The organism is Acidovorax sp. GW823-FHT01C06 (assembly GCF_058798375.1).
On sequence record NZ_JBXAKN010000014.1, the window covers coordinates 45,673 to 70,927 of the forward strand.

Sequence of the window (25,255 nt, forward strand, 5' to 3'; positions counted from 1 at the left end):
TCAGAGGCTTTCAGGGTGGGTGGGGGGATGTGCGGAGGTGGCGAGCGCGGCCTCGAAAAGCGCCAGCTCTTCAGCCAGCGTGCCCCGGCTGCGGAAATGGCGGCCAGCCCGGTCGTACCAGTTCTCGGCGTCTTCCAGGTCGCCTTCCTGCAGATGCAGGATGCCGTGCAGCCAGGCCGCCAGCATCGAGCCGTCGTGCTGCACCAGGTCGTGCGCCGCGTTCCAGCGGCCGGCGTGCAGGTGCTGCAGGATGGGCTGGAGGGGGTGTGATGTCACGATCTGGTTCCTTTCAAACAAACAGTGGCTGCCTGCATGCCCCCTCAGAGGGTTGCAGGCCAGCCGGTGGGGTGGCTTACCACTTCATCTCGCCCTTGTTGACCTTGGCGCCAATGTCCAGCGACAGGCCCATGGGCGCGGCGGGGTAGGCCTTCTTCATCGCGTCGATGAGTTCGGCGCTGGTCTTGGTGGCCGCGGCATGCTTCTCGAAGGCCTGCAGGTAGCCCTTGGTGTAGGTGATGTTGGCAGCATCGAGCGTGCCGCCGGCGGGCATGTGGCCGGGCACGACCACGGTGGGCTGCAGTGCGGCCATTTCGTCGAGCTGGGCCACCCAGGCGCTGCGCTCGGCCACGGTTTGCGTATCGGCCGTCCACACATGGGTGTTGGAGCCCGACACCGCGATGTTGCCCACGACGGCCTTGATGGACGGGATCCACGCATACGGGCGGTGCGCCAGCAGGCCCGTGGTGCCACGGATCTCGACCGCCTTGCCGTCCACGTTCAGCGTGTTGCCCGCAAGGGCCTTGGGCAGTACGGGCGTGCGCGGTGCGTTGGCGCCCATCTTGGGGCCCCAGAACGAGAGCTTGGTGGCCAGCTTGGCGTTGATCTTCTCCAGCACGGCGGGCGTGGTCACCACGTCGGCCCTGGGGAAGATTTCCTTCAGCGTTTCCACGCCGAAGTAGTAGTCGGGGTCGGCCTGGCTCACGTAGATGGTTTTCAGCTCCTTGCCGGTGTCGAGCACGTTGGCGGCAATGCGCAGCGCGTCGGCGCGGGTGAAGCCGGCGTCGATGACCATGGCTTCCTTCTCGCCATAGACCAGGGTGGAGTTGACGTTGAAGCTGTTGCCGTCGGCGTTGTAGACCTTGACTTGCAGAGGCTGGGCAGCCTGGGCGCCAGTGAAGGCGACGGCGAGGGTGGCGGCAATGAGGGTGGTGCGGAACATGGTGGTTTCTCCAGTGTGTTGAAGGGGTTGTGAGGGGTTGGCGTTGATGTCGAAGCGAAGTTTATTTGCGCCAATCGATCCAATAAACCCCATAAAATGCTCATATTTGTTGCACCAATAGAGCAAATATGGACCGCCTGACCGCCATGCGGGTGTTTGTGGAAGTGGCCACCAGCGGCAGCTTCAGCGCCACGGCCGACCGGCTGGAGATGTCGCGCGCCATGGTCACGCGCTATGTGGGCGAGATGGAGCAGTGGCTGCAGGCGCGGCTGTTGCAGCGCACCACCCGCAGCGTGACGCTGACCGACGCCGGCGAACACTGCCTGCGCCGTTGCCAGCAGATGCTGGCGCTGTCGCAGGACCTGGAAGAAGAAACCGCCACCACCACCGAGGGCGCGCTGCGCGGGCAGCTGCGCATCACCTGCAGCGTGTCGTTCGCGTTCGCGCAGATGGGCGCGGCGATTGCGGATTTTCTGACCCAGCACCCGCTGCTCAAGATTGATCTGGACGCGAGCGAGGGCTCGTTGAACCTGGTGGAAAAACGCATCGACCTGGCCATCCGCATCAGCGCCGAGCCCGACCCGCTGCTCATCGGTCGCCCCCTGGCGCGCTGCGATTCGGTGCTGGTGGCATCGCCCACGTACCTGGCCGCGCATGGCACACCGCAGGTGCCCGCCGACCTGGCGCAGCACCGCTGCCTGAGCTATGCCAACTTTGGCAAGAGCGTATGGGCGCTGACCCGCGATGGAGAGACGGAGCGCGTGGGCGTCTCAGGCCACTTCAGCGCCAACGAGGCCACCACGCTCATGCGCGCCGCGCTGGCGGGCGGCGGCATCGCGCTGCAGCCCACCTACCTGGTCAACCCCTACCTGCACCGCGGCGAGCTGCAGGCGGTGCTGCCTGCGTGGAGCTTGCCGGTGATGACGATCCATGCGCTGTACCCGTCGCGCAGGCACCTGTCGCCCGCGGTGCGGGCGCTGCTGGATTTTTTGGTGCTGCGGTTTGAAGGTGTGCCGTGGCAGCAGTGCGCCGGCTAGATAAAACGCTACTTTTTTGATAGCTATTGACGCTGGCGGATCAAGCGCTGCAGGCTATTTTTGCTTGATTTTCGCGTGGAGCTCGAACGCACGGCGGCATTCTTGCCCCTCGCCCCTCGCCCCTCGCCCCTCGCCCTTCGCTCTTCGCTCTTGCGGGAGAGGGGCTGGGGAGAGGGGGCCATCGCCCAGCAGCATGGCAGCACCAGACCTACCGCCCGCCCCCGCTCCCCGGCCTCATCACCTCACGGCAGCACTGCAGCCGCCTTCGCACGCGCAATCTGCAGGTCCGCATCGCGCTGCAGCAGCAGGCGCTGCGCGACCAGTGTGTTGGCGGCCTCGGTCACGGCCGTCACGTAGCCGTCTTGTGTGCCGTACAGCTCTTCCAGCGACGGCCGCGCATCGCCCGCCGCCAGCCGCGCGGCCCGCGTCTTGTGAAAGGGAATGAAGCTGCCCGTGAGGTTGGCCAGGTCGGTGATGCCGGGCGTGGCGACGTAGTTGAACTCGATGCTAGTACCCAAGGGTGCACGCGCTTCCACGCTGCGGATACCAGCGCGGGTGAGGCCCGTGGACGCATCGACCTGCGGCACCAGGATGGCGTAGTCGCGGCCCAGGTTGCGCGGGGGCAGGATGGTGGCGATGCCCGATTCGTCCTGCGGGATGTACTGCGGGCCGAAGTCGAACAGCGGGAAGTTGTTGTACACGCCCCGGTAGCTGAAGTCAGGAATGGCGGTCTGCACGCCGCCCACCGCCCAGGTCAATCCCTTCATGGCCGGGAAGGCCAGCACTTCGGGCCGCACCAGCGTGCCGTCGGCCAGCTTGGGCACTTGGCTGGCGGGCGGCTGCGTGCCGCGCACCAGCCAGTCTTCCAGGTTGAGGAACAGCGCACGGAAGGTGTCGTTGAACTGCACCACCGTGCCCGTGGGGTACGTGGCGCGCGTGGGTGCATAGGCAATGCTGGCCGTGCCCCCTGCCCCGCCGTGCTGGGTGCTGGCGTAGTAGTAAATGCGCGCGTTCTCGGGCTGGACCAGGTCCTTGGTGCCGTTGGCGTCGGTCAGCACGGGCGAGCCCTGCAGCTGCCAGAACTCGGTGCCCGACAGGCCCAGGAAGAACCTGGGACAGGTGTTGGTGGCCGCGCAGCGCTTCATCACCCCGCCCTGGCGGCCGCTGATGTCGTCCATGTAGTCCTTGTCCAGCCCGCGCGGTGCCGTCTGGCCGAAGGCGGTGTGGTCGGTGCGCAAGCCGCCGCCGCCACCGGGCACGGCAAAGCGGGTGTTGATGTGCGTCTGGCGCGCAGCCACGTGGGCGAACATGCCGTCGAACACCTTGCCGCCATCGAGCGCCTGGTTGAAGCCCAGGTGCAGAAAGGTCTTCATAGCGTTGCCCGACTGCGAGGTGCCCTGCCCCAGCGTGTGCGTGATGCGGCCAGCCAGCGGGTTGGGGGTGCCCGCAGAATCGGCCGCCTTGCCGCGAAAGAAGCTCACGGTGTCGCGCAACGCGGCCAGGCCCACGCCCATGACCTTGGGGTCCTTGGCGACGTAGACCAGCTCGTACAGGTAGGCTGGGTCGAACCCGCCCTTCAGGCACACGCTGGTGGGGCTGGGCGTGCCAGGGAAGGCGTTGGTGCCTGTGTCGCAGGTGGCGAACTTCCAGTCGCTCGCGGGCACGGACACGCGCGCATCGGTCTCGTTGGCGCGGCGGGTGAGCGAGTAGCCGGGCTGGGTGTTGTCCAGGCTGGCGGGCTCGTACGGGATCATGGTGCCGTTGAAGACGCCCCCGGGCAGCGTCATCGCGGGGCTGGCAGCGGTGGGCACCAGCTCGGCACGGTAGGGGCCGGTGATGCTGCTGCCGTCCTTGTTCTTGGCCACGGGCACCGTCACCGTGAGGCGCGCGGCGGTGCTCTTGGGCACATCGCCCTGCCAGGCCGAATACAGCATCACGTAGCCACGCTCCAGGTACACCGCATCGCTGGGCGTGGCCGTGGGGTTGAGCATCGTGAGGATGTTGCCGCGGTTGGGTGCGTCGTAGCGCAGCACGCCGCTGGCCTAGGAACCTGTTCAGTGTCTTTTTGGGGTTGCATTGGAGTGCAATCGGGATGAGTGGATGCTTCGGATGCGCCGTATGGGCTCATGCCCATGCAAGCAGCCGGGGCGTCCAATCGCCCGATTTCACTCCAACCCTTCGGGCAAGTGTCTTTTCGGGCGGTCTGCGGCGTTGCGGCGCTTGCCAATAGCCGAGCTATTGGCTGCACGCCGCGCCTAGCATCCCATCCCGAAAAGAGACTTGTGCAACTTCAAAAAGACACTGAACAGGTTCCATCCATGTTCCTGGGCTTGAGCATGACGAAGTCGGCCTTGTACTCGACCATGCCGTTGGCATTGGTGGGCGCAAGCGCCAGGTCCTGGATGGTGGCGTTCTTGGGGTCCTTGGGGTCTACCTCGCCGCTGATGGTGCCGGTCACGCGCTCGTATTCGCCCACGGCGCCATAGGTGCCCGGAAAGGCCTCGGTGGCGGTGATGGCCAGCTTGAGCGCGGGGCCCTTGGGCGCATCGTTGCTGGACCCCCCGCAGGCCGTGATGGCGGCTGCAGCGGCGGCCGTGAGCGCGAGTTTTCCGAATGCACGAAAAGGTTTCATGGTGTCTGTCTCCTTGGATGGATGGTGGTGCGGGCCGCTGGAACGGCTCTGGAACAAAACGGCAGCGTCTGTTGCGCCGCGCGCGGGCAAGGCTTCGCCCAGACCTGCCGGCAAAGGCAGGCTGCGAGAAGCAAAAAAGGAATGAAACGGCCCGGTGGGTGGGCCTGTGGGTGGGCCGGTGGCTTATTCGGCCTCGATACCGGCGGCCTTGATCACCTTGCCCCACTTCTGGGTTTCGGCGGCCTGGAACTTGGCGAGTTCATCCGGCGTGGTCGTCCAGGCTTCGGAGCCGGCGTTGTCATAGAAGCTCTTGGCCGCGGCGCTCTTGGTGGCGGCGGTCAGCAGCTCGTTGAGGCGCGCCACCACCGGCGCGGGCGTGCCCGCCGGTACGTAGGCAGCAAACCAGTAGCCCATGTCGTAGCCCTTCACACCGGCTTCGTCCAGCGTGGGCACATCGGGCAATTGGGCGCTGCGCTTTTGGGTGGAGTAGCCCAGGGCCCGCAGCTTGCCCGCCTTGACCTGGGGCACGCCGGTGGAGGTGTCGGTGATCATCAGGTCGATCTGCCCGCCCAGCAGGTCAGTGATGGCCAGCGGATTGCTCTTGTAGGGCACGTGCAGGATGTCCACCGCCGCCAGTTGCTTGAGCATTTCGCCGGCCATGCGGCTCGACGAACTGCCGCTGCCGAAGCTGAGCTTGCCGGGGTTCTTCTTGGCAAAGGCCAGCAGCTCGCCCACGTTCTTGTACGGCGCGCTGGCGTTGACCACCAGCACCTGCCCGCCCTTGCCCAGGCCCGTCACGGGCGCGAAGTCCTTCACCGGGTCGTACGAGAGTTTTTTGTACAGGTGCTCGTTGGCCGCATGCGTGGTGTTGGTGGTGATGAGCACGCTGTAGCCGTCCGCCGCGGCCTTGGCCACTGCCGACGCGGCGATCATGCCGCTGGCGCCGGCCTTGTTGTCGATGACCACCGGCTGCTTGGTGTCGGTGGTGATGGACTGGCCCAGCGCGCGCGCCAGCTGGTCGGTGGCGCTGCCGGCCGCGAATGGCACGACGAAGGTGATGGGCTTGGCGGGGTAGGCACCGGCCGCCTGGGCCAGCGCAGCAGGGGCGTGCAATGCGCACAGCGCCATTACGGCGGCAGTGGCGAGCAGAGCGCGGCGGGGGGATGAATGGGTCATCTTGTCTCCTGGTGTTGGTATGGATGAAAAAGCGAAACGGGAGGTCTAGGGCCTGTTCACACTATTTTTGCCAGTGCGAAGGCAGCCCCAGCCACGCCAATCTAGGCGCGTGACGACGCCAAGGCCGGGGCCTTGGCTAGGAACGCAACGACGAGGGGCGTGGCTGGGGTTGCCTTCCCTTCGGGTTGCGAAGCAAACAGGCCATCCGCTGTGTTGCCAATCCTCGCTGGGGCCGCACCCCAGCTTCGTTTGGCGCCTAGCGCCTGGCCTGTTTGCTTCGCAACGCATCTGGCAAAAATAGTGTGAACAGGCCCTAGGCCGTGGGACCGCCAAAGTGCGGCGACAGGTGCGCGGGCACGGTGACGGGCATATCGAGCAGCAGGTAGCTCAGTGCCTTGCCGTGGCTGTCGAGGTTGAGCGCGTCGTTCACGCCACCGTCGAGCACGTCGTCCAGCACGAGGTTCATGGCCTGCAGCTGGGGCAGCAGGTAGCGCGTGACCTGGCGCGGGCGGCGCTGCGCAAACTGCTGTGCCACGGCGGCCTCGGTGACTTGTTCGACCAGCACATCCCACAGCGCGGGGTGCCAGGCGATGACGCTGAAGTTGGAGCGGTTGCCTTTGTCGCCGGTGCGGCTATGAGCAACTCGATAAAGCGGAACGGTGATGGTGGTTGTCATGGTGTGTGTACTCCTCAATCCACCATCTCAAAACGCACGGCCACCGCGTCGCGCGGCACCAGGCACGACACCGTGCCCAGGCGGGGCCGCATGGCGGTGCGCACCCCGCCGCCACCCGCAGGCCCGCAGGTGTAGAGCGCGGTCACCTCGCGCACAAGGCGCTGGGCGCTGGCGTGATCGCGGTGCTGCAGGGCCAGGCGCAGGCGCACATCGCGGGCGTGGGCACCTGCGTCTGCAGGGGCGTCCAGCCACCGGCTGGTGTCGTCGCCGAAGATGCTGGTCACGCCGATCAGGTCGATGCGCAGCGGGCCCAGGCCGCTCAATCGCTCGCGCAGCACCTCGCCCGCCAGGCGCGCGCGGGCTTCGGCGCGCGGGCCAGCGTAGGAGATTTCGCCCTCGGCGAACCAGCCGGATTCAAAGCACACGTTGACCTTGAGCGTGGCGGGCCGGGCATGGCCCTGCACGCCTTCCAGCCCCACGGCGTCGGTGCCCACGGCCTGCACGCGGGCCTGGGTGATATCGGCCACCACGTCGGGCGTGAGATACGCCGCAGGGTCGTGCAGCTCGTACAGCAGCTGCTCCTTGACGGTGCGCTCGTCGATGCGCCCGCCGGTGCCGGGCGGCTTGGTGATGGTGCAGTGGCCGTCGGCATCGATCTCGGCGATGGGGTAGCCCAGTTGCGCCAAGCCTTGTACATCCTTGTAGCCGGGGTCGGCAAAGTAGCCGCCCGTGACCTGCGCGCCGCATTCGAGCAGGTGCCCGGCCATGGTGGCGCGGGCCAGGCGGTCCCAGTCGTCAGTGGCCCAGCCGTAGTGCGCAAGCGCCGGGCCCAGCACGAGCGACGGGTCGGCCACGCGGCCGCAGACCACGATGTCGGCCCCGGCGCGCAGTGCATCGGCAATGGCCTGTGCACCGATGTAGGCGTTGGCGCTCACGATGGGCTCGGTGGGCATGGCGCTGCCCAAGGCGCCTTGCAGCAGCGCGCGGTGCTCGGGTCCGCTCAGGTCGTCGCCCTGCAGTACGGCAATGCGCGGGGAGGCCAGGCCCAGCTCGGCCGCCAGGGCGTGGATGCGGCGCGCGGCGCCGTGCGGGTTGGCGGCGCCAAAGTTGCTGACGATGCGCACGCCGTGCGCCAGGCACTGCGCCAGCACGGGGCGCAGCAGGTCCACCAGCAGGGGTTCATAACCTGCATCCGGGTCAGTGCGGCGCGCCAGTTGCGCCAGGGCCAGTGTGCGCTCGGCGAGGGTCTCGAAGATGAGCACCGCAGGCTGGCCGCTGGCGATAAGCGCCTGCACCACGGGCAAGGCCGCGTCGGTGCGGTCACCCGAGAAGCCGGCGGCGCAGCCCACCAGCAGTTTGGTTTTTTGGTCGTTCGGCATGAATCCGTTGTCTCCTGACCATGAATGTAGGAACATGGCTGTATTCTGTGAAATCGATTGTTCTGATGAATCCATCTGATATGCAGATGAATCATTCAGCCCCACCATGAGCGCCCCTCACCTCTCCAGCCGCCAGCTAGACGCCTTCCTTGCGCTGGCCGAGCAGCGCAGCTTCACCCGCGCCGCCACGTTGTGCCACTTGTCGCAGCCTGCGTTCAGCGCCCTCATCCGCGCACTGGAGGACGACCTGGGCCTGCGCCTGTTCGACCGCAGCACACGGCATGTGGACCTCACGCCCGAGGGGCAGAACTTCCTGGAGTCGGCCCGCCGCATCCGCGCCGAAATCACCAGCGCCCTGGCCGCCGTGCGCGACACGGCCACGCTGCAGCGCGGGCGCGTGGCCGTGGCGCTGCTGCCATCGCTGGCCGCGGGCTGGCTGCCGGGCGTGCTGGCGCAGTACCGCGCGGCGCACCCGGGCATCGAGATCGACATTGCCGACGTACTGTCCGAACCCTGCATCGAGCGCGTGGCCAGCGGCCATGCCGACTTTGCACTGGCCGCCATCCGCGCCGACACCCCCGCGCTGCAGGCCGAGCCGTTCTGCAGCGATGACTTCTATCTGGTGTGCCCCGCCGGCCACCCGCTGGCGCGCAGGCGCAAGGCCATCACCACGCAGGACCTGGCCGCCTGGCCCTTCATCCACCTGGCGCGCACCAGCAGCGTGCGCCAGTACCTCGAGGCCGCCCTGCACCCGCAGGCCATGCACACGCTGATGGAGGTGGAGCAACTGGCCACCGTGATGGGCATGGTGCGCGCGGGGCTGGGCATCAGCGTGGTGCCGGCGCTCACGCTGTTCCATTTCGAGCAGCCGGGGCTGGTCACGCGGCCGCTGTCGCTGCCCGGGCTCACGCGGCAGATTTATCTGGTGCGGCGGCGCGACGAAAGCCTGTCGGTGGCGGCGCAGGCGCTGTATGCGCTGGTGATGGTGCAGCGGCCGTGATGGAAGCCAGATATTTTTGCTACTCTATTGATAGCTTTCAGCGCTTACGGGTAAAGCCCCAAATCTGGATTTCGATCAAAATCAGGCCGCGAGCAGCTTCTGGGCCGTCTTATTGCGCTTGGACACGGCCAGTTGCAGCGGTGTGCGGCCCTGGCGGTCGCACTGGGTACGGTCCGCCCCCGCTTGCAACAGCAATGGGATGCAATCGGTCGCCTTGTACAGCACCGCCTCATGCAGGGCATTGCCACCGTGGTACAGCGCCCTGTTGGGGTTGGCACCGTGGGCCAACAGCAGCGCGACCTTGGCTTCAGACAGGCCGTGGATGGCCCACTCCAGGGGGGTGTGCTGCGCATCGGCGGGTGGCTCGGCGGGCAGGCCGAGCGCCAGCACCATCTCCAGCAATGCCACAGGCCGGTCCACGATGCGGCTGGTGAAATCGTGCATGCAGCTGTTGGCGGCATCCAGCCAGGCGGCGTCGCGCGTGGGGAATGCCTCGGGTGCGCTGCGCTGCACCAGGTATTGCATCGTGGCCACGTCCGTGCCTTCGTGCTTCGTGAGGGATTCCGCCAGCAAACGGGGCTGTGGGATTTTGTCGATGCACATCAGCGCATGGTCTTGCGGCCGCCACAGCCGGTCCAGCGCGTGGCCATTTCCTCCATCCACTGCACTGCTCAGCAACTGCTGCCGGTAGGCCTCGTCCGGTGGGGCCTGTGCCAGCAGTTCATCGAGGCGCGCATGGTCGTGGTACCAGATCGCGCTGCGTTGCTGCTCCGGGGTGTCGTACTCCAGCGCGTGTTGCGGCCAGATCACCCGGCCACCGTGCGCCACCAGAAGATCGCGCAGCGCCTGGTGCACGCCCCCGGCCAGGGCCGAATCCCCGTGCTGGCTCACGGCGTTGACCTCTGCGCCCCGCTCCAGCAGCCATTGCGCGGCCTGCACGGCCATGGAGGCTGGCTTGCTCAAATAGTGCGTTGCATCGGCCAGTTGCATCAAGGGCGTGTGCCCCTCGTCGTCCACAGCGTTCACATCCAAGCCAGCGTCCACCAGCGCCTGCATCAGTGCAATGTCAAACGCATACGCCGCGCAATGCAGCGGAAACACGGGCAAGGTGAAGCTGGGCATGAGCGTGACCAGCGCCAGTGGGTCGGGTCGCGCCCCGGCTTGCAGCAGGGCGATGATGGCGTCGGTGGGCAACACGCCGCTGGCCTTGCCTGCCTGCGGCGTGAGCAAGTGCACGATGAGCGGCCGGTGGTACAGCACCGTGTTGGGGTCCAGGCCATGGTGGTGCACCAGGTTCAAAACCTCGCCATATTGTTCTTTGGAGAGCCACTGGTGCACTTCTTCCAGCGGGTCCAACTTGCGCACAGCAGCCTCAAACTGCTTGCGCGTGACGGATTTGGGGCCGTTGAACCACAGGCCTTCCGCCTTGGGGCCGTTGTGCCATTCGCAGCTGAACAGCTTGGCGCCCCGCTCCATCAGGCCCGGTGGCCACTCGTTGGCGGCCAGCAGGTTCCACGGCCCGAGGATGGCCAGCTCGGCACACAACTCGGCAGCCCCCGCGAACTCGAAAGAGGCACCCGCATCGCCGCCCAGGCCCAGCATGGCGCCCAGCACGGGGGCCTGTTCCTCCAGCGGCAGATCAGCGGTCGCCTGCGCTTCGGCGGCCCAGGCCGCGGCCTGGGCGCGGGATGAGAAATAAACGGTGTAGTGAAGACGAGACTCAGACATCAGGAAACCTCAGGGTTGGGAGGAGACGCAAGAGCGCACAGCCGCACGCGCCGCCACGGGTTCGGCCTTTTTCTTTTCGAGCTTTTCAAGGTGGCCAAGCAGGACTCGGCCACATCGGGCCGCGCTTCGGCCGCGACGTCAAATCGGCTGGTCAGCAGGGCCGCGTCTGCCCGGGTGCCCAGCTGCCCAATGGCCTTGAAGGTCTTTTTCATGAACGCCGCATCGCCCCCCAGGATGCGCTCTTCAAGGCGCAGCAGGTCGATGAGTGGCTCCACCAGCGCGGGCGACTGCGTCTTGCCCACTACGTCGAGCAGCCATTTGTAAAGGTCCAGGTGGAGTTGCGAAAAGCTCTCGCGTTGTGCGAAGAAGGCCTGGAACAGGCCGGCAAATACCGGGCTGGCCACCTGCTGCAGGATGCGCGCCAGCGTGAAGTGCTCTTGCTTGAACTTACCAGCGTAGAACTCCGGGTCGTGCACGTAGCCCTGGGCCAGCAGAGCATCAAATGCACGGGCCAGCGGCAGCACTAGCCGCTCGCCGTGGGCGCTGACCACATCCACCAACTGCTCCCGCACGGACACGTAGTGCGGCCTCAGTCCGTGAGCCACCATGGCCTCGAAAGCGCCCGGCGCGGGATGCTCCAGCGCGCCACGCATCATCTCGGCATCTGCGTGCCCGTGAACCAGATTCGAAAACGCCCTGCCCAGCAGCACTGGCGAGGTGATGGCATACAGCTGCGGCCAGTCCTTGGCCTCCATCAGCCGCGCCACACGCCAGGACTCGGCGCTCTCGGCGTCTTGCTCGAAAGGGGTCTCGGGCAGCTCCAGCTTCAGTGACTCACACTCGCAGGCCAGCGCATTGTCCACATGCAAGCGCTGAAAGCGGCGCCCCGCCAGCGGCGCCAGGGTGCTCAGGCGGTTGTCGTCCGCCCACAGCCGCTCCAGCGCCGTACAGGCGGCGAGGGGCGAGAGGTCGGCCACCTGGTTGCCATTGATGTGCAGTTCCTTGAGCGTGGCGTAGCTGGCGGCAAATCCCACCTCGGCGATGCGGTTGTGCGACAGGTACAGGCTTTCCAGCTTCGGCAGATCCAGGCCCGCTGGAAAGGCCCTGAGCTTGTTGTTCCACAGGAACAGAGTTTCGATCTGCAGGCCGTTCAACGCCTCGAAGTCCTGGAAGTCGCAGTGCGCGATGAGTAGCGACTGCAGGCGTGGCAGAGCCCCCAGCGCCTGCAGGTTGCTGAACCGCACGTGCTCCAGTCTCAGGCGCCGCAGCCCCGCGATATGCGCCAGGCGCGACAGGTCCACCGGCTGCGGGGTGCGGTTGCTGCGCAGGTCGATCTCCAGCACATCGTCACAGCCCGCGATCTGGTCGAGATCGGCGTCGGTGAATTTTTCCAGATGCAGGCCGTCCGCATGGTTCAGCACACGGATGGGGCCGTAGAGGCGGTTGGTCCACTTGAGTTTGGTGGTCATAGGCTTGTGTAGCAAAGGCGGTGGCGATGTGCACGGCGGAAGCGGCCGTCACCCACGCGCCAGCACGGCCAGCTCCTGGCGCAGCAACAGCTCCACCTCCGTGGGCTCGAACTGGTCTTTCAGCAGCGGGATGGCAAAGCGGTACGCGGCATCCTGCCTGCGCAGCACATAGGCCAGCTGCAGGCGTGCCAGCGACTGGCGCAGCGCCTGCGCGTCGGCCGTGATGCCGTGGCCTTGCAGCAGCTGGGCCAGGGCCACCAGGCTGGTCTGCCCGGCCTGGGCCGTGTGGTAGACCACCACGCGGTCCAGGCGGCAGGCGGCCTCGTCCTGGCTCAGGCGCCCCCAGCCGGCCAGTGCGTCCTGCACGGGCTGCGAGGCCAGGGCCTGCGCGAGGTGGCGCGCCTCGATGGCGCGCTCGCCGGGTTGCAGGGCCTCCAGGCATTCCTGGCACAGGATGGCCACGAGGTTGGCGCGCTGGCCGCTGGCGTCCACGAGCTTTTCCACCAGCGTGTCGCTGCCAAAACCCAGGCGCAGGCGGCGCAGCGGCTCGGTGGCCAGCTCGCGGCAGGCGGCGCGCTCCAGCCCGCCGATGGCCAGCACCTCGCCAAAGTTGCGCAGGGGGCTCTGGTAGTCGAGCACGGCGGTGGCGTACAGGTCCCAGAAGCCCGCCAGCATGAACCAGCAGCGCCCCTCCTCGCTGAGCGCGCGCAGCGTGGACAACTGGGCATAGCCGCTGTTCGACTCGTCGCGGAAAAAGAGGTCGGCTTCGTCGATCAGCAAATACAGGCGCTTGCCCGCGTACTGCGCCTGCAGGTGGTCCACGATGGCTTCGAGCGGCGTGTCCGCCGGCAGGCCGAACTGCAGCGCCATGCGCGGCGCCAGGCGGTGGTCGCGCAGCGAGACGTAGTGGCACACGGTGTGCGGGTGGCCCTGCAGGCGGCGCTGCACGGCCTTGAGCAGGCTGCTCTTGCCCAGCTGGCGCCCGCCCACCACCAGGTAGTTGGCGGGTTCGCGGTTGACCACGCGGGCCAGCAGCTGGGCGCGGCCGAAGAAGGAGCCCTCTCGCGTCACGCCGCCGCGCGTCTGGTACGGTGAGATGCGGGTGATGCGCAGCTGCGCGGCCAGCAGGCGCAGCAGCACCTGCAGGGCCTCGCCGCCCACCAGCCATTCGGTCTGGCTGGCGCTGTCCACCATCACGTGCAGGTTGGCGCGGTCATCGGCATGGGCTTGCAGCAGGGGCATCGGCGCGTCCACGCTGTGCCCGCTCAGGATCAGCAGCACGTCGCTGCCGGTCTGCGCGGCGCGCAGCTGGCGCAGCACGGTGGCCTCGTCCACGCCGGGCGTGGGCACGAAGACCAGGCAGCGGTCCAGCGACACGGGCAGGTCCGGCGGGAACTGCCACTCGAACACCAGCCCCGGCAGCGCCCAGTCGGTGCTGGGCTGGCTGCGGGCGGAAACCCGCTCGGCCATCGCGCGCACGAGGCCCCCCGCACCCTCTGCCGCGCCGGGCTGCGCGCACAGCACCGCGCGGCGCCAGTCCACCGGGCGGATGTCGGCCGCGAGCAGCGTGGACTCCCGCCGCCCGGTCCAGCCCAGCAGCCGGTCCAGACGGGGCAGCCGCGCAAGCGGGGTGCGGCGAAGGCGCGCGGGCTGCAGCTGCGAAGGCCCGAGCAGGGGGTGGCGCGCGACCCAGACCACCGCTCCCACGGCGAAGATGGCGGCGCACCAGTAGATGAGCTTGCGCAGGCCTTCGAACGGGTCGCGCTCGGACGGCGGCACGGGCGTGAAGTCGTCGGCCTGCCCCTCCAGGCAGTTGATGGGCAGATAGCCCAGGGGAATGGGCGGGCGCCCGGGGCGGCAGCTCCAGGTGGTCGTGCCGGGCTTGAGCTCCACCACCACCTGGGTGCCCGCGAGCTTGCCCAGTTCGGGGTTGTGGGCGATGTCGGCCTGCAGTACGTAGGGCCGGGGCGACGTGACGCGCAGCTGCGGGTTGCCGATGCGCGGCGCATGTGTGCGGATGTCCTCGGGCCAGGCGTCCAGCTCGTTGTGCGCCTGCATCATCGCCACGCGCCACTGCACCAGCTCACCCCAGACGATCCCCGCGTTCTCGGCCCCCAGCACGGAGCCGCGCGTGGCCGGGTTGAGCTTGGGCGTGAGCAGCGCGCTGCCCACGAACAGCGTGATGGCCGCGATCACCACCGCGCGGACCACGGACCTGGACAGCAGCGGGCTCATGCGGCCGACGAACACGAGTCCAGCACCATGAGGCCCGCGTCGCGGATGGTGGGGCTGCGCCAGTGCAGCCGCGCGGCCTCGCCCGTGCCGCGCACATGGATGAGGTTGCCCCAGAACAGGCGGCGCAGCTCGTCGTCCTGCAGGTAGGGGCGCGCGCGGCCCAGCTCATCGGCCTGCAGCAGCTGCGCCAGCCGTTGCCGGGTGGCCGGTGCCTGCGCGAGGGGCAGCAGGGTCTGCCACAGGCGCGGGCTGCTGGCCAGGTGGGTGCGCAGCGCGGCGCGGTCTGCCTGCGCGCCCTGCAGGCCGCCGCCCGCTCCCTGGTCCACCAGCCACTGCAGGCCTTCCTCGAACAGCGCGGGGTGTCCACCGCTGATCTCCTGCAGGGCCGCCAGCACCGGCTGGGGCCAGGCCTGCTCGGGCCAGCGGTGGCGCGCCAGCTGGGTGAGGTCTTCCAGCGATGGATCGGGCCAGTGGTTGACCTGCGCGATGTTGAGCAGCGACAGGTCGCCGCTGCGGTATTTGAGGTCGGCCAGCGCCTCGCCGCCGCACAGCAGCAGGTGCAGCCGTCCGCTGTGCATCTCGCTCAGGCTGCGCAGGATGCCCGCCAGGGTTTCGCGCAGTTCGGGGGTGCCCTGCTCGAAACGGCTGACCAGGCAGAACAGGCGCTCGCCCGCCAGCAGGCGGCGCTCCAGCGCGGATTCGAATTCGTAGTCGGACGCCACATCGCCGAGCCCGCACTGGCGGCCAATGGCGGCGAAGTACTCGGCCGGCACGGTGCTCACGCTGTAGGGCGGCTGGATGTGCAGCACCGCGCCTTCGCCGTACTGCGCCTTGGCGCGCTGCAGCAGCTCTTGCCTGAACGGCGGCTGGCCCCAGTGGGCGGGCGACAGCAGCAGCGAGATGGGATACGGCACGGCCTGCGCCAGCTGGGCAAACAGCCGGTCCTGGAAGGCAGCGAAGGGCTGCGCCGCGCCCGCCGACTCGGCCTGCAGCGGAAACTCGGGCTCGAAGCCGGCGGCGCTGAGCAGGCGGTTGGCCTCGGTTTCCGTCAGGCGCAGGTAGCGGGTGCAGGCCACCAGTTTTTCTCGCGAGCGGGGGTTGGGCGCCGACAGGCCGTTGCGCCAGTTGTTCACGGCCTCGCGGCTCAGGCCGATCTCGGTGGCCACGCCGGAGGCGCTGGCGCGAATGCGCCGCATGTAGAGCGAGAGAAGCTCCGGAAAGGAATCGTGGGCCATGGCTGTGGGGGTGGGCACTCTGCGCGCCGCGCGGTGAGAGGGCTTTGGAAAGAACACAAACGAAAAGAAGTCGGTGGCTGGCTGGCACGGATTGTGATGCGTGCCGGTGCCGTCCAGCACCCGGCACCTTCCGGCGTTGCCCGCGCAGGCCGCGCTACCAGAGCGCCTGCACCAGGGGCCAGGCCTTGTAGCAACCCAGGCCACAAGCCGCGAGCACCGGGCTGTAGAGCACCAGGGCCCCCAGCACCGCCGTCAGCCAGCCGGTTTCATCCTCCTCGTTTTCGGTCTGCTTTTTCTTTTCCTCTCCCCCCTCCCCCTTGACTGTGTCGAGCGTGGCGGCCTTCTCCGCATAATCCCCGGGTGCGTCGCCCGTGATCTCCTGCACCAGCATCACCAGCACCACCAGCAGCGAGACACCCAGCACGCCCAGGTAGCCGTACCGCAGCCACGGGCTGTCCAGCGGATAGAAATACGCGGCCAGCACCACGGCGGGCAGCAGGAAGAAGGCGTGCATCTGAAGCCGGTACCAATGGATGCCATCGTCCTTCTTTTCCAGCGCGCCCATCACGAGCTTGTAGGTGATCGCGCCCAGCACGAAGATCAGCCCGCCCCACCATTCGATCTGTGTCAGCATTTTGTGTGTCTCCCTCGGATTCAATGGCTGGACTTGCTGGCGTTGCCGCCCTGCGGCGCTTCGCCACCACGGCCCTCGCTCTCGCCGCCATCTTCGCTGTCGTCGTCGGCGTCTTTGTCCGGGTCGCCGTCCTCGTCGCCATCCCCGTGGAGGTCCTTGTACTCGCTCAGCATGTAGTACAGCGGCAGCACGATGGCCAGCACCAGGCCCAGCCCCAGCCAGAGCCACAGGCCCTTGAATAGCAGCACGGTGACCACCGTGAACGCGATGGCCTGCAGCAGCCCCTTGAAGCCGGCGCGCAGCAGCAGCACCGCGATCAGTCCCTGAACGGGAGAGGTGCCGGTCTTGTGCATTTCCTTGGCCATGTCGATGAAGGCCTGCGCGGCTTCCTCGCCCTTCTTCCTGCGCTCGGCCTCCTGCTTGCGCAGCTTGGACACTGAGACCGGCTTGCCCGGGTCCTTGGAGTGGGCGTGGGCATCTTCCTCGTCGGGCCCTTCGCCAGCCTCACCGGCAGCCACGGGTTCGTCCACGGGCTCCACCACCGCGCGCCACTGCGGGTTGGCCTCGAAGAACGCCTTGCGCGAGACCCACTGGCCCTTGTCGAAGTGCATGCGCTCGGTTTCGCCCACCTGGTCGTAGAACACCTCCAGCACCGCCGACTGCAGGCCGTGGGCAAACAGTGTTTCGAGCGCCCGCAAGGGAAGGTCGTCGTGCGTGCCGGTGTCAAAGCGCAGCAGCAGGTGGGTGCGTTGGGCCAGGACCTCCTGGTTGAACCACTGTTCGTCCCACAGCGCCGCCAGATCCGCGCCCCCCAGTTTCTGGGCCCAGCGCTGCGCCTGTTCGGTATTGCCGGCGGCCAGGTACTGGTAGACCAGCTGGCCGGTCTTGAGCTTGATCGCGTCTTCGAAGAACAGGTGCAGGGTGTGTGCGTTTTGCGACATGGTGCGGCGGTAGGGAGAGTGGGTTCGCGGTGGAAGTACACGAATTGTTACCGGCTTCGCGGGCACCGTCCCTCTCGGCGTTGTCCATCGTCCGGGCCCTGGCACTTGACGCCATGTCAACCACCGTCCTTCAGCGGCACGGCCGTTGGACGGATGCGGTGGGCGCCACGCGCCTCCACGGTTCCAGCACCCGCCGCTTGCCTTGGCGCGCGGGTGCTTCATGCATACTCGACGGCCAGCCCGCCGCGCGGCCGGGCAGCGCCGCGCGGCACGCCACCGGCAGGCCCGCAACCCGTGCGTGGCCCCGCCAGGTTGGCCTGCGGGCCACCACCATCACAAAACCCCGAGGGAGATTCACCATGCGTTCTCACGCACGCTCTGGCGCGCTTTTGCTCTGCGCCACCTTCACGCTCGGCCCCGTTGCCGCCCAGACGGACACCGCCGCCACACCCCAGGCCCGCGCCGCCGCTGTCCGCGCCGCAGCCACGGCCCCATCCCCCGCCTTCAGCGGGACGCGCGAGAAGCTGGTGGTGGCCATGCCCAAGACCTACGCCAAGAGCGAAACCATGCTGCTGTGGGGCGACTACTTCAATCATCTGGCGCGCTGCGGCAACATCGACCTGCAGAACCTGCAGGGCGAGTCGCTGGAACGCAGCACCAACATCGACGTGCTGGGGGAGAAGGACCTCATCGACAGCCTGGTCGCCGGCAAGGCCCAGCTGGCCCAGGTGAACCCCGGCCTGGTGCCGCAGCTGGTGGCCGCCGGCCAGCCCGCGCCGTTTGGCGTGCCGGGCAACAAGGCCAGCGGGCAGCGCAACTCGTACAAGCTGATCCTGATTGCGCGCGTGGACAGCCCGTTCACCAAGCCGCAGGACCTGGTGGGCAAGAAGATCGCGCACACCACGCCCACATCCAACTCCGGCAACCTGGCGCCGCGCGCGCTGTTCCCGGCCATTGGCCTGGTGCCGGACCAGAACTACGAGGTGGTGTTCTCCAACGGCCACGAGCGCTCGGTGACGGGTGTGATGCACGGCTTCTACCCCGCCGCCGCCGTGGCCAGCGACCTGTACCAGCGCATGGTGGTCAAGGGCGATGTGAAGGGTTCGAGCATCCGCACGCTGTGGGAAAGCCCGCCGTTCATGACCGAAACCTGGACCCTGGGCAAGGACGTGTCGCCCGAGGTGCAGGCGCGCGTGAAGAAATGCTCGTACAGCTACAGCTTCTCGCCCAAGCTGCGCCAGCTGCTGCCGGGCAACGACACCTTCTTGCCCATCAACTTCGAGCGCGACTTCGCCACGGTGATGGAGGTCTACAACAAGACCGCGAAGGCGGCGCAGGCCGGCAAGCCCGCCGCCAAGTAGGTGCCCCGCAGCGCCAAGGCGCTGGCGGTTCAGGCCTGCGCGGAGGCGGCCCCAAGCCGCTCGCGCGTGCGCCGCGCGACATCCTTCACCCAGGGCTGCGCGGCCCAGTGCCGCTGGGCAAAGGCATCGATCTGCGCCTGGTAGGTGAGCGAAGCTCCAATCACATCCAGCCCGTCGAGGAACATGCGCCGGTGCCGCTCGGAGATGGTGAACGGTGCGCTGTGCCCTGCCGTGCGCACCTGGCGCTGTTCCACATCGATCTCCATGGCCAAGGGACCGGTAGCGGCGCGCGCCTCGTGCATGAAGGCCTGGGCATCGGCCTCGGTCACCATGGCCAGCAGCAGGCGGTTGTTCATGGCGTTGGAGTAGAAGATCTCGCCGAAGCTCGATGCCACCACGGCCTGGAAGCCGTACTGCTGCATGCCCCACACGGCATGCTCGCGGCTGGAGCCGCAGCCGTAATTGCTGCCGGCCAGCAGCACATCGGTGCCGGCAAACGCCGGCTGGTTGAGCACGAAATCCGGCCTCGGCTGGCCCGCGCCGTCAAAGCGCAGGTCGTACAGCAGGCCCGGCGCCAGGCCCGCCTTGTCGATGCCGCGCAGGAACTGCTTGGGCATGATCTGGTCGGTGTCGAGGTTGGCGATGTCGAGCAGGGCCGCCTGGCCGCGCACGGTGGTGTGGTTGTGGTCGGCGCTCATGCGGTCACCTCCAGGGTTCTTACGTCGGTGATGCAGCCCGTGACGGCGGCGGCGGCGGCCATGGCCGGGCTCATCAGGTGGGTGATGGCGCCGCGGCCCTGGCGGCCCTCGAAATTGCGGTTGGTGGTGGAGGCGCAGCGCTGGCCGGGGGCCAGCACATCGTCGTTCATGGCCAGGCACATGGAGCAGCCGGGCTGGCGCCACTCGAAGCCCGCGGCCACCAGGCGCGCGGCGATGCCCTCGGCCTCGGCCTGGGCCTTCACGGCGCCCGAGCCGGGCACGACCATGGCGCGCACGCCATGGGCCACGTGGCGACTGCCGACGATGCGGTCCACCTCGCGCAGGTCTTCGATGCGCGCATTGGTGCACGAGCCGATGAACACATGCTGCACCGGCACGCCCGCCAGCGGCTGCCCTGCCGCCAGGGCCGTGTAGCGCAGGGCCTGCTCGGCGCTGCTGCGCTGCACGGCGTCGGTGATGTCCTCGGGTCGGGGCACGGTGGCGTTGATGGCCATGGCCTGGTCGGGGCTGGTGCCCCAGGTGACGAAGGGGGCCACGCCGCTGGCGTCGAACACATGCTCCACGTCGAACACGGCGCCCGCGTCACTGCCCAGCGTGGCCCAGTGGGCCAGGGCCTGCGCGCGGACCTCGCCGGTGATGTCGGGGGCCTTGGCCAGCACGTAGTCGATGGCCGTGGCGTCGGGCGCGATCAGCGCGCCGCGCGCACCCGCCTCCACCGCCATGTTGCACAGCGTGAAGCGCGCCTCCACCGACAGGGCTTCGATGGCGCTGCCGCAGAACTCCACCACATAGCCGCGTGCGCCCTGCGCGCCGATGCGGCTGATGACCATGAGAATCAGGTCCTTGGCCGTGGTGCCGGTGGGCAGCGTGCCGTCCACGCGGATGCGCATGTCCTTGGCGAGGCGGTAGACCAGGGTCTGGGTGGCCAGCACGTGCTCGACCTCGGACGTGCCGATGCCGAAACCCAGCGCGCCCAGGGCACCGTACGTGGTGGTGTGGCTGTCGCCGCAGATGATGACCATGCCCGGGCGCACCATGCCGTGCTCGGGCGCGATCACATGCTCGATGCCCTGCAGCGGGTCGTTGGTGTCGAACAGCGGGATGCCGTGGCGGTCGCAGTTGGCCTTGAGGTTGCTGGCCTGCAGGGCCGAGGGCGGGTCCTGGATGGTGCGCCAGCGCACCGGGTGCGTGGGGATGATGTGGCTGACCACCGCCACGTTCTGCCCCGGCACGGGCACGCCGCGCCCGGCCTCGTGCAGGCCGGCGAAGGCCTGGGGGCTGGTGTATTCGTTCATCAGGTGCAGGTCGCAAAAGAGCAGCACGTTCTGTTCATCGAGAACGGCCACGGTGTGCGATGCGACCAGCTTCTGGTAGAGCGTGGTGGGGGTGGTCATGGTCATCGTGGTGAGTGTGAGTGTGGGTGTGGGTCTGCGGATGCGCGTGCGGACTATCGTCCGGCCAGCAGGAAAGGCAGCGCCGCGTCGAGCAGCGCATCGGGGGCCTCTTCGGCGATGTAGTGGCCGCAGGGCAGCGCATGGCCGCGCACATCGGCCGCCACGCGCTGCCACTCCTTTAGCGGCTCGAAGCACTGGTGCACCACGCCCTGCGCGCCCCACAGGGCCAGCAGCGGCACGGCCAGCTGGCGGCCCGCGTCGCGATCGGCGCGGTCATGCACCAGGTCGATGCCGGCGGCGGCGCGGTAGTCCTCGCAGATGCCGTGGGCCGTACCGGGCAGGCCCAGGCAGCGCACGTACTCGGCCAGGGCCCGCGGGTCGAACGGGGCCAGGCCGGCGCTGCGCCGGCCCATCACGTCGCGCACATAGGCGGCGGGGTCGGCCTCGATCAGGCGCTCGGGCAGCGGCGCGGGCTGGATCAAAAAGAACCAGTGCCAGTAGGCACGCGCAAAGGCGTTGCTGGTCTGTTCGTACATGGCCAGCGTGGGGGCGATGTCCAGCAGCACCATGCGCAACACGGCGGCCGGGTGGTCGGCCGCCAGGCGGTGCGCCACGCGGGCGCCCCGGTCGTGGGCCAGCACGGTGAAGCGTGGGTGGCCCAGGTGCTGCATCACGGCCAGCATGTCGGCGGCCATGGTGCGCTTGCTGTAGAGGGCATGCTCGGCATCCCCAGCAGGTTTTGCGGAATCGCCATAGCCCCGCAAATCCGCCAGCACCAGCGTGAAGTGCCGGGCCAGCACCGGCGCCACCTTGTGCCAGATGGCCGAGGTCTGCGGGTGGCCGTGCAGCAGCAGCAGGGCCGGGCCCGTGCCGCCCACCAGCGCGTGGATGTGCTGGCCGTCGGGCGTGGGCACACGGTGGGGGGTGAAGCCGGGGAAAAGCGGGGTCGTCGTGGTCATGGTGTCGTTGAAATTGCGGCAGTGCCTATTCGGCGGTGATGCCCCGCTCCCTGATCAATTTGGCCCACTGCGGCATCTCTTTTTCGAGCCGTGCGCGGGCCTGCTCGGGCGTCGATGGAATGGGGTCGAAACCGTCCTTGGCCATGCGCTCCTTGAGCGCCGGGGTGTTGAGCGCCTGGTTCAGGGTGGTGTTGAGTTTGTCGACGACCGGCTTGGGCGTGCCGGCCGGCGCGAACACGATGAACCAGGTTTCAAACGCGTAGCCAGGCAGGCCCGCCTCGGCAATGGTGGGCACGTCGGGCATGAGCGCCGAGCGCTTGGTACCGGTGACGCCCAGCGCCCTGAGCTTGCCCGCCTGCACGTGCGGCTGCGCGGCCGACAGCACCGGAAAGCTCAGCGCCACCTGGCCCGACATGGTGTCGATCATGGCCGGGCCGCCGCCGCGGTAGGGTATGTGCACGATGGGCGTGCCCGCCACGGCCTTGAACAACTCGGCCGACATGTGGAAGGTGCTGCCCGCGCCGGCCGAGCCATACGAGTACTTGCCCGGCTGCGCCTTGAGCAGCGCCACCAGTTCCTTGATGTTCTTGGCGGGCAAGGCGTTGTTGACCACCAGCACATGCTGCGAACTGGCCACCATGCCGATGGGCGCCAGATCCTTCAGGGTGTCGTAGGGCATCTTGGCCGAGAGGCTGGGGTTGATGGCCAGCGAGACGGTCTGCAGGCCGATGGTGTAGCCGTCCGGTGCGGCCTTGGCCACCATGTCCACGCCGATGTTGCCGCCCGCGCCGCCCTTGTTCTCGATGAACAGCGAGCCGCCCAGCGCCTTGCCCCATTCATCGGTGATGAGCCGCGCGGCGATGTCGGCGCTGCCGCCCGGCGCATAGGGAACCACGAGCTTGATGGCCTTGTTGGGATAAGCCGCTGGCTGGGCCAGGGCCGCAGCGGGCGACAGCAGTGCCAGCGTGGCGGCGGCCGTTGCCGCCACAGCCAGCCGGCGGGGAAACAGGGACGGTGTCGGGAGGGTGGAATCGGTCATGGGTTGTCTCCTGAGGGTATTTGTTGTGGCTGGATCTTATGAGTGATGTTCAACGCCATAAATACCGTCAAAATCATTTCATTCATAAATTCAACGCATGAATGAGGTACCCATGGACGGCTTTTCGGACCTGCGCTTCTTTGCCTTGCTCATGAAGGAAGGCAGCCTGGCCGCCGCCGCGCAGCAGATGGGCATCACCCCGCCCGCGGTCAGCCGGCGCCTGGCCCAGCTGGAGCACCGGCTGGGCGTGCGCCTTCTGCACCGCACCACGCGGCGCATCCACCTCACGCCCGAGGGCGAGACCTACCTGCTGGATGGTGCCCGCATCCTGGGCGACCTGGAGGCGCTGGAGCGCACGGTGGCCGGCGCGCGCAGCTCGCCGCGCGGGCTCATCAAGCTGGCGGCCACGCTGGGCTTTGGCCGCGTTCACATCGCGCCGGCCCTGTCGGCCTTCTCGCGCGCCTACCCCGAAGTGGAGGTGCAACTGCACCTGACCGACCGGCCCGTGAACCTGGTGGAACAGGGCCTGGATGCCGCCGTGCGCTTTGGCGACCTGCCCGACTCGCGCCTCACGGCCCGCAGGCTGATGGCCAACCGGCGCGTGCTGTGCGCGTCGCCGGCCTACCTGGCCCACGCGGGCGAGCCCGCCCAGCCCGCCGACCTGCTGGCCCACCTGTGCATCGTGATCCGCGAAAGCGATGAAACCTATGGCACCTGGCACCTGCACCAGGGCGGGCGGCAGGAAACGGTGAAGGTGCGCGGCATGCTCAGCACCAACGATGGCGCGGCCGCCACCACCTGGGCCCTGGAAGGCCACGGCGTGCTGATGCGCTCCGAGTGGGACGTGGCAGCCCACCTGGCCGCTGGCCGCCTGCGGCGCGTTCTGCCCGCCTGGGCCTTGCCCGCGGCGGACGTGACGCTGGTGTACCCCACCCGCAGCGACCTGTCGGCCAAGACGCGGGCGCTGGCGGATTTCCTGGCGGCCTGGTTTTCCGGCGACCGGAAGGACCTCGTGGCGCGGCCGGCCGGAGAGCCCTGACATCACCGCCCTGGCCGACAGGCGCCGAGACGCGCCCCCCGTCCTGAAAGGCCGCCCCGCTGCCATTCATCGCAGGCGGGGCGGTGCCCTCCGCCCGCGGTGTCAGGGGAAGGTGAAATCCGTGGTTTGCACGGCACCCTCCGTCAGGACAGGCAGTGCCTGCGTCTTGTCGGCAAAACCACCCAGGCGGGCCTGAACAGCGTAGCGCCCCGTCGCCGCGGAGTCCGCGGCAAACACCAGGCTGGTGCCCGGTGCGGCATAGGGGGCGACCCGCGGCGCGAGGGTAGGCACCGTGAAGCCGTAGGCCCCTGTCACCCCGTCAACGCCCCGGCCGGCCACTTCGATCGTGCCCCCCACCGACAAGGGCTGGAGCACCCGCACCATGGTGTCCACCGGGGCGGTGCCCTTCACCGTCGCGACCGGAGATGGCGGCAGGCTCAAAGGCGCGGCGCCCGCGCCCACAGAAGTCACTGTCTCGGCGGCCACCGGTACCCCCGTGACCACCGTGGTGGTGCGCCCCGCACCCACGACGACCAGCGTGTAGTTGCCCGGAGCCACCGGCTGGAGCAGGAACCTGCCCGCGCTGTCGGGGGTGGTGGCGCGCACCAGCTCACCGTTGAACTGCAGGGAGACGCTGGTGCCCGTGCCGGGTTCCACATAGCCCTGCACACCGGAAACGAAGCGCGGGATCACCGACACCACGGGTTTGAGAAGATACTGGCCCGAGGCGCCAGCGGCCACCACCGACTTGCAGGCATCGAAGTCCAGAACGAAGTCGGCCATCTGATTGGCGCCCACGTCGATATTCACATTCGTCTTGACGCCCGATTGCTGCCCGCTCGGCGTTTTCAGCGCGACTTCCGATGCGCCGGTGGGGACCACCGAATTGGCCAGCGGCTGGGCCCCTGTGTTGCTGGCCAGCACGAGCCGCAACTGCGTGTACTTTCCCGCGGGCAGCGGCACCTGCCCCAGCTCCATGAGCACACCGTTCGTCAGCGTCAGCAGGTCCACCCGGCGTGCCGGGTTCAGCACGATCTCGGACCAGCCCGCATCGTTGTCCGAGGCATTGCTGCTCTGGTGGACGCGCACTTTCTCGACCGTGACATTCACGGCGGAATAGCCGCAGCTGGGGGCATCCGTCATCGCCAAGCGCAACGTGCCATTTCCGCTGGTTTCGCCACCTCCACCTCCACCACCGCCCCCGCAGGCGGCAAGGCTGGCGATGGACAGTGCACACAGGACGGTGCGCAGACAAGGATGTGTTTTCATGGGGTGGCCTCTTTGGTGAGATGTTGGCGGCTGCGGGACCAGGGGAGCATCCCGAAGAATGTGAAAAATTCACACAAACAACCTTAGAGGCATCCCGGCGCGTGTCTGTAGGAC

Annotated in this window: 20 protein-coding genes and 2 pseudogenes; 4 read left to right on the top strand and 18 right to left on the bottom strand. The window is 68.1% G+C overall.

Going from position 1 to position 25,255, the window contains the following annotated elements; translation table 11 throughout:
* Together AC1RCS_RS22975 and AC1RCS_RS22980 are read right to left on the bottom strand one after the other, a co-directional pair.
* Complete coding sequence (locus AC1RCS_RS22975; RefSeq protein ID WP_492246253.1) at window positions 1-276, bottom strand: hypothetical protein; 276 nt, start codon at window positions 274-276, stop codon at window positions 1-3.
* Between the two features lie 76 nt (window positions 277-352).
* Window positions 353-1,219 carry an MBL fold metallo-hydrolase gene (locus tag AC1RCS_RS22980; protein ID WP_492246252.1) on the bottom strand — a complete coding sequence of 289 codons (867 nt, stop codon included), beginning with the start codon at window positions 1,217-1,219 and terminating at the stop codon, window positions 353-355.
* Between the two features lie 128 nt (window positions 1,220-1,347).
* On the opposite strand from AC1RCS_RS22980, the gene AC1RCS_RS22985 reads away from it, so the two are divergent.
* Window positions 1,348-2,256 carry a LysR family transcriptional regulator gene (locus tag AC1RCS_RS22985; RefSeq protein ID WP_492246251.1) on the top strand — a complete coding sequence of 303 codons (909 nt, stop codon included), beginning with the start codon at window positions 1,348-1,350 and terminating at the stop codon, window positions 2,254-2,256.
* Window positions 2,257-2,498: 242 nt separating this feature from the next.
* Here the strand turns inward: AC1RCS_RS22985 and AC1RCS_RS22990 are convergent.
* From AC1RCS_RS22990 to AC1RCS_RS23010, 5 genes and pseudogenes are all read right to left on the bottom strand, one after another.
* Window positions 2,499-4,298, bottom strand: a pseudogene (locus tag AC1RCS_RS22990) (alpha/beta hydrolase domain-containing protein); the annotation flags it as partial.
* Window positions 4,299-4,570: 272 nt separating this feature from the next.
* Window positions 4,571-4,888: pseudogene (locus AC1RCS_RS22995) on the bottom strand (alpha/beta hydrolase domain-containing protein); the annotation flags it as partial.
* A 183-nt stretch (window positions 4,889-5,071) separates the two neighbouring features.
* Window positions 5,072-6,064, bottom strand: a complete 993-nt coding sequence (locus AC1RCS_RS23000) for a Bug family tripartite tricarboxylate transporter substrate binding protein (RefSeq protein WP_492246250.1) — start codon at window positions 6,062-6,064, stop codon at window positions 5,072-5,074.
* A 313-nt stretch (window positions 6,065-6,377) separates the two neighbouring features.
* Entirely contained in the window at window positions 6,378-6,740 is a 363-nt protein-coding gene (locus AC1RCS_RS23005) for an AtuA-related protein (protein WP_492246249.1), read from the bottom strand.
* 14 nt (window positions 6,741-6,754) lie between these two features.
* On the bottom strand, window positions 6,755-8,119 hold the full coding sequence (locus AC1RCS_RS23010) for an acyclic terpene utilization AtuA family protein (protein WP_492246248.1): 1,365 nt from the start codon (window positions 8,117-8,119) through the stop codon (window positions 6,755-6,757).
* Window positions 8,120-8,225: 106 nt separating this feature from the next.
* On the opposite strand from AC1RCS_RS23010, the gene AC1RCS_RS23015 reads away from it, so the two are divergent.
* Complete coding sequence (locus AC1RCS_RS23015) at window positions 8,226-9,119, top strand: LysR family transcriptional regulator (RefSeq protein WP_492246247.1); 894 nt, start codon at window positions 8,226-8,228, stop codon at window positions 9,117-9,119.
* An 81-nt stretch (window positions 9,120-9,200) separates the two neighbouring features.
* On the opposite strand, the gene AC1RCS_RS23020 is transcribed toward AC1RCS_RS23015, so the two are convergent.
* The 6 genes from AC1RCS_RS23020 to AC1RCS_RS23045 form a co-directional block, all read right to left on the bottom strand.
* Window positions 9,201-10,847 carry an ankyrin repeat domain-containing protein gene (locus AC1RCS_RS23020; protein WP_492246246.1) on the bottom strand — a complete coding sequence of 549 codons (1,647 nt, stop codon included), beginning with the start codon at window positions 10,845-10,847 and terminating at the stop codon, window positions 9,201-9,203.
* Window positions 10,847-12,316, bottom strand: a complete 1,470-nt coding sequence (locus AC1RCS_RS23025; protein ID WP_492246245.1) for a leucine-rich repeat domain-containing protein — start codon at window positions 12,314-12,316, stop codon at window positions 10,847-10,849. The genes AC1RCS_RS23020 and AC1RCS_RS23025 overlap by 1 nt, the downstream gene beginning before the upstream one ends.
* Window positions 12,317-12,364: 48 nt before the next feature.
* On the bottom strand, window positions 12,365-14,551 hold the full coding sequence (locus AC1RCS_RS23030) for an AAA family ATPase (protein ID WP_492246244.1): 2,187 nt from the start codon (window positions 14,549-14,551) through the stop codon (window positions 12,365-12,367).
* On the bottom strand, window positions 14,548-15,786 hold the full coding sequence (locus AC1RCS_RS23035) for a hypothetical protein (RefSeq protein ID WP_218294315.1): 1,239 nt from the start codon (window positions 15,784-15,786) through the stop codon (window positions 14,548-14,550). The genes AC1RCS_RS23030 and AC1RCS_RS23035 overlap by 4 nt, the downstream gene beginning before the upstream one ends.
* Before the next feature lie 154 nt (window positions 15,787-15,940).
* A complete protein-coding gene (locus AC1RCS_RS23040) occupies window positions 15,941-16,420 on the bottom strand; it encodes a hypothetical protein (RefSeq protein ID WP_492246243.1) in 480 nt (159 codons plus the stop codon).
* A 20-nt stretch (window positions 16,421-16,440) separates the two neighbouring features.
* A complete protein-coding gene (locus AC1RCS_RS23045) occupies window positions 16,441-17,361 on the bottom strand; it encodes a hypothetical protein (RefSeq protein WP_369642285.1) in 921 nt (306 codons plus the stop codon).
* Window positions 17,362-17,720: 359 nt separating this feature from the next.
* On the opposite strand from AC1RCS_RS23045, the gene AC1RCS_RS23050 reads away from it, so the two are divergent.
* Window positions 17,721-18,722: a PhnD/SsuA/transferrin family substrate-binding protein gene (locus AC1RCS_RS23050; RefSeq protein ID WP_218294312.1), complete on the top strand. Its 1,002-nt coding sequence runs from the start codon at window positions 17,721-17,723 to the stop codon at window positions 18,720-18,722.
* Window positions 18,723-18,751: 29 nt separating this feature from the next.
* On the opposite strand, the gene leuD is transcribed toward AC1RCS_RS23050, so the two are convergent.
* Genes leuD through AC1RCS_RS23070 form a run of 4 tightly spaced genes read right to left on the bottom strand, consistent with a single transcriptional unit; the run spans window position 18,752 to window position 22,833 of the window.
* Complete coding sequence (gene leuD, locus AC1RCS_RS23055) at window positions 18,752-19,420, bottom strand: 3-isopropylmalate dehydratase small subunit (protein ID WP_492246242.1); 669 nt, start codon at window positions 19,418-19,420, stop codon at window positions 18,752-18,754.
* A complete protein-coding gene (gene leuC, locus AC1RCS_RS23060) occupies window positions 19,417-20,835 on the bottom strand; it encodes a 3-isopropylmalate dehydratase large subunit (protein ID WP_492246286.1) in 1,419 nt (472 codons plus the stop codon). Before leuC ends, leuD begins: the two co-directional genes overlap by 4 nt.
* Window positions 20,836-20,888: 53 nt before the next feature.
* Window positions 20,889-21,794 carry an alpha/beta fold hydrolase gene (locus AC1RCS_RS23065; protein ID WP_492246241.1) on the bottom strand — a complete coding sequence of 302 codons (906 nt, stop codon included), beginning with the start codon at window positions 21,792-21,794 and terminating at the stop codon, window positions 20,889-20,891.
* Window positions 21,795-21,819: 25 nt separating this feature from the next.
* Window positions 21,820-22,833, bottom strand: a complete 1,014-nt coding sequence (locus AC1RCS_RS23070) for a tripartite tricarboxylate transporter substrate binding protein (protein WP_492246240.1) — start codon at window positions 22,831-22,833, stop codon at window positions 21,820-21,822.
* Window positions 22,834-22,945: 112 nt separating this feature from the next.
* Here AC1RCS_RS23070 and AC1RCS_RS23075 point away from each other — a divergent pair, with 112 nt between their 5' ends.
* A complete protein-coding gene (locus AC1RCS_RS23075) occupies window positions 22,946-23,872 on the top strand; it encodes a LysR family transcriptional regulator (protein ID WP_369643891.1) in 927 nt (308 codons plus the stop codon).
* 102 nt (window positions 23,873-23,974) lie between these two features.
* Here the strand turns inward: AC1RCS_RS23075 and AC1RCS_RS23080 are convergent, their stop codons facing one another.
* Window positions 23,975-25,141, bottom strand: coding sequence for a DUF4382 domain-containing protein (locus AC1RCS_RS23080; protein WP_492246239.1), 1,167 nt, complete (start codon window positions 25,139-25,141; stop codon window positions 23,975-23,977).
* Between the last annotated feature and the right edge of the window lie 114 nt (window positions 25,142-25,255).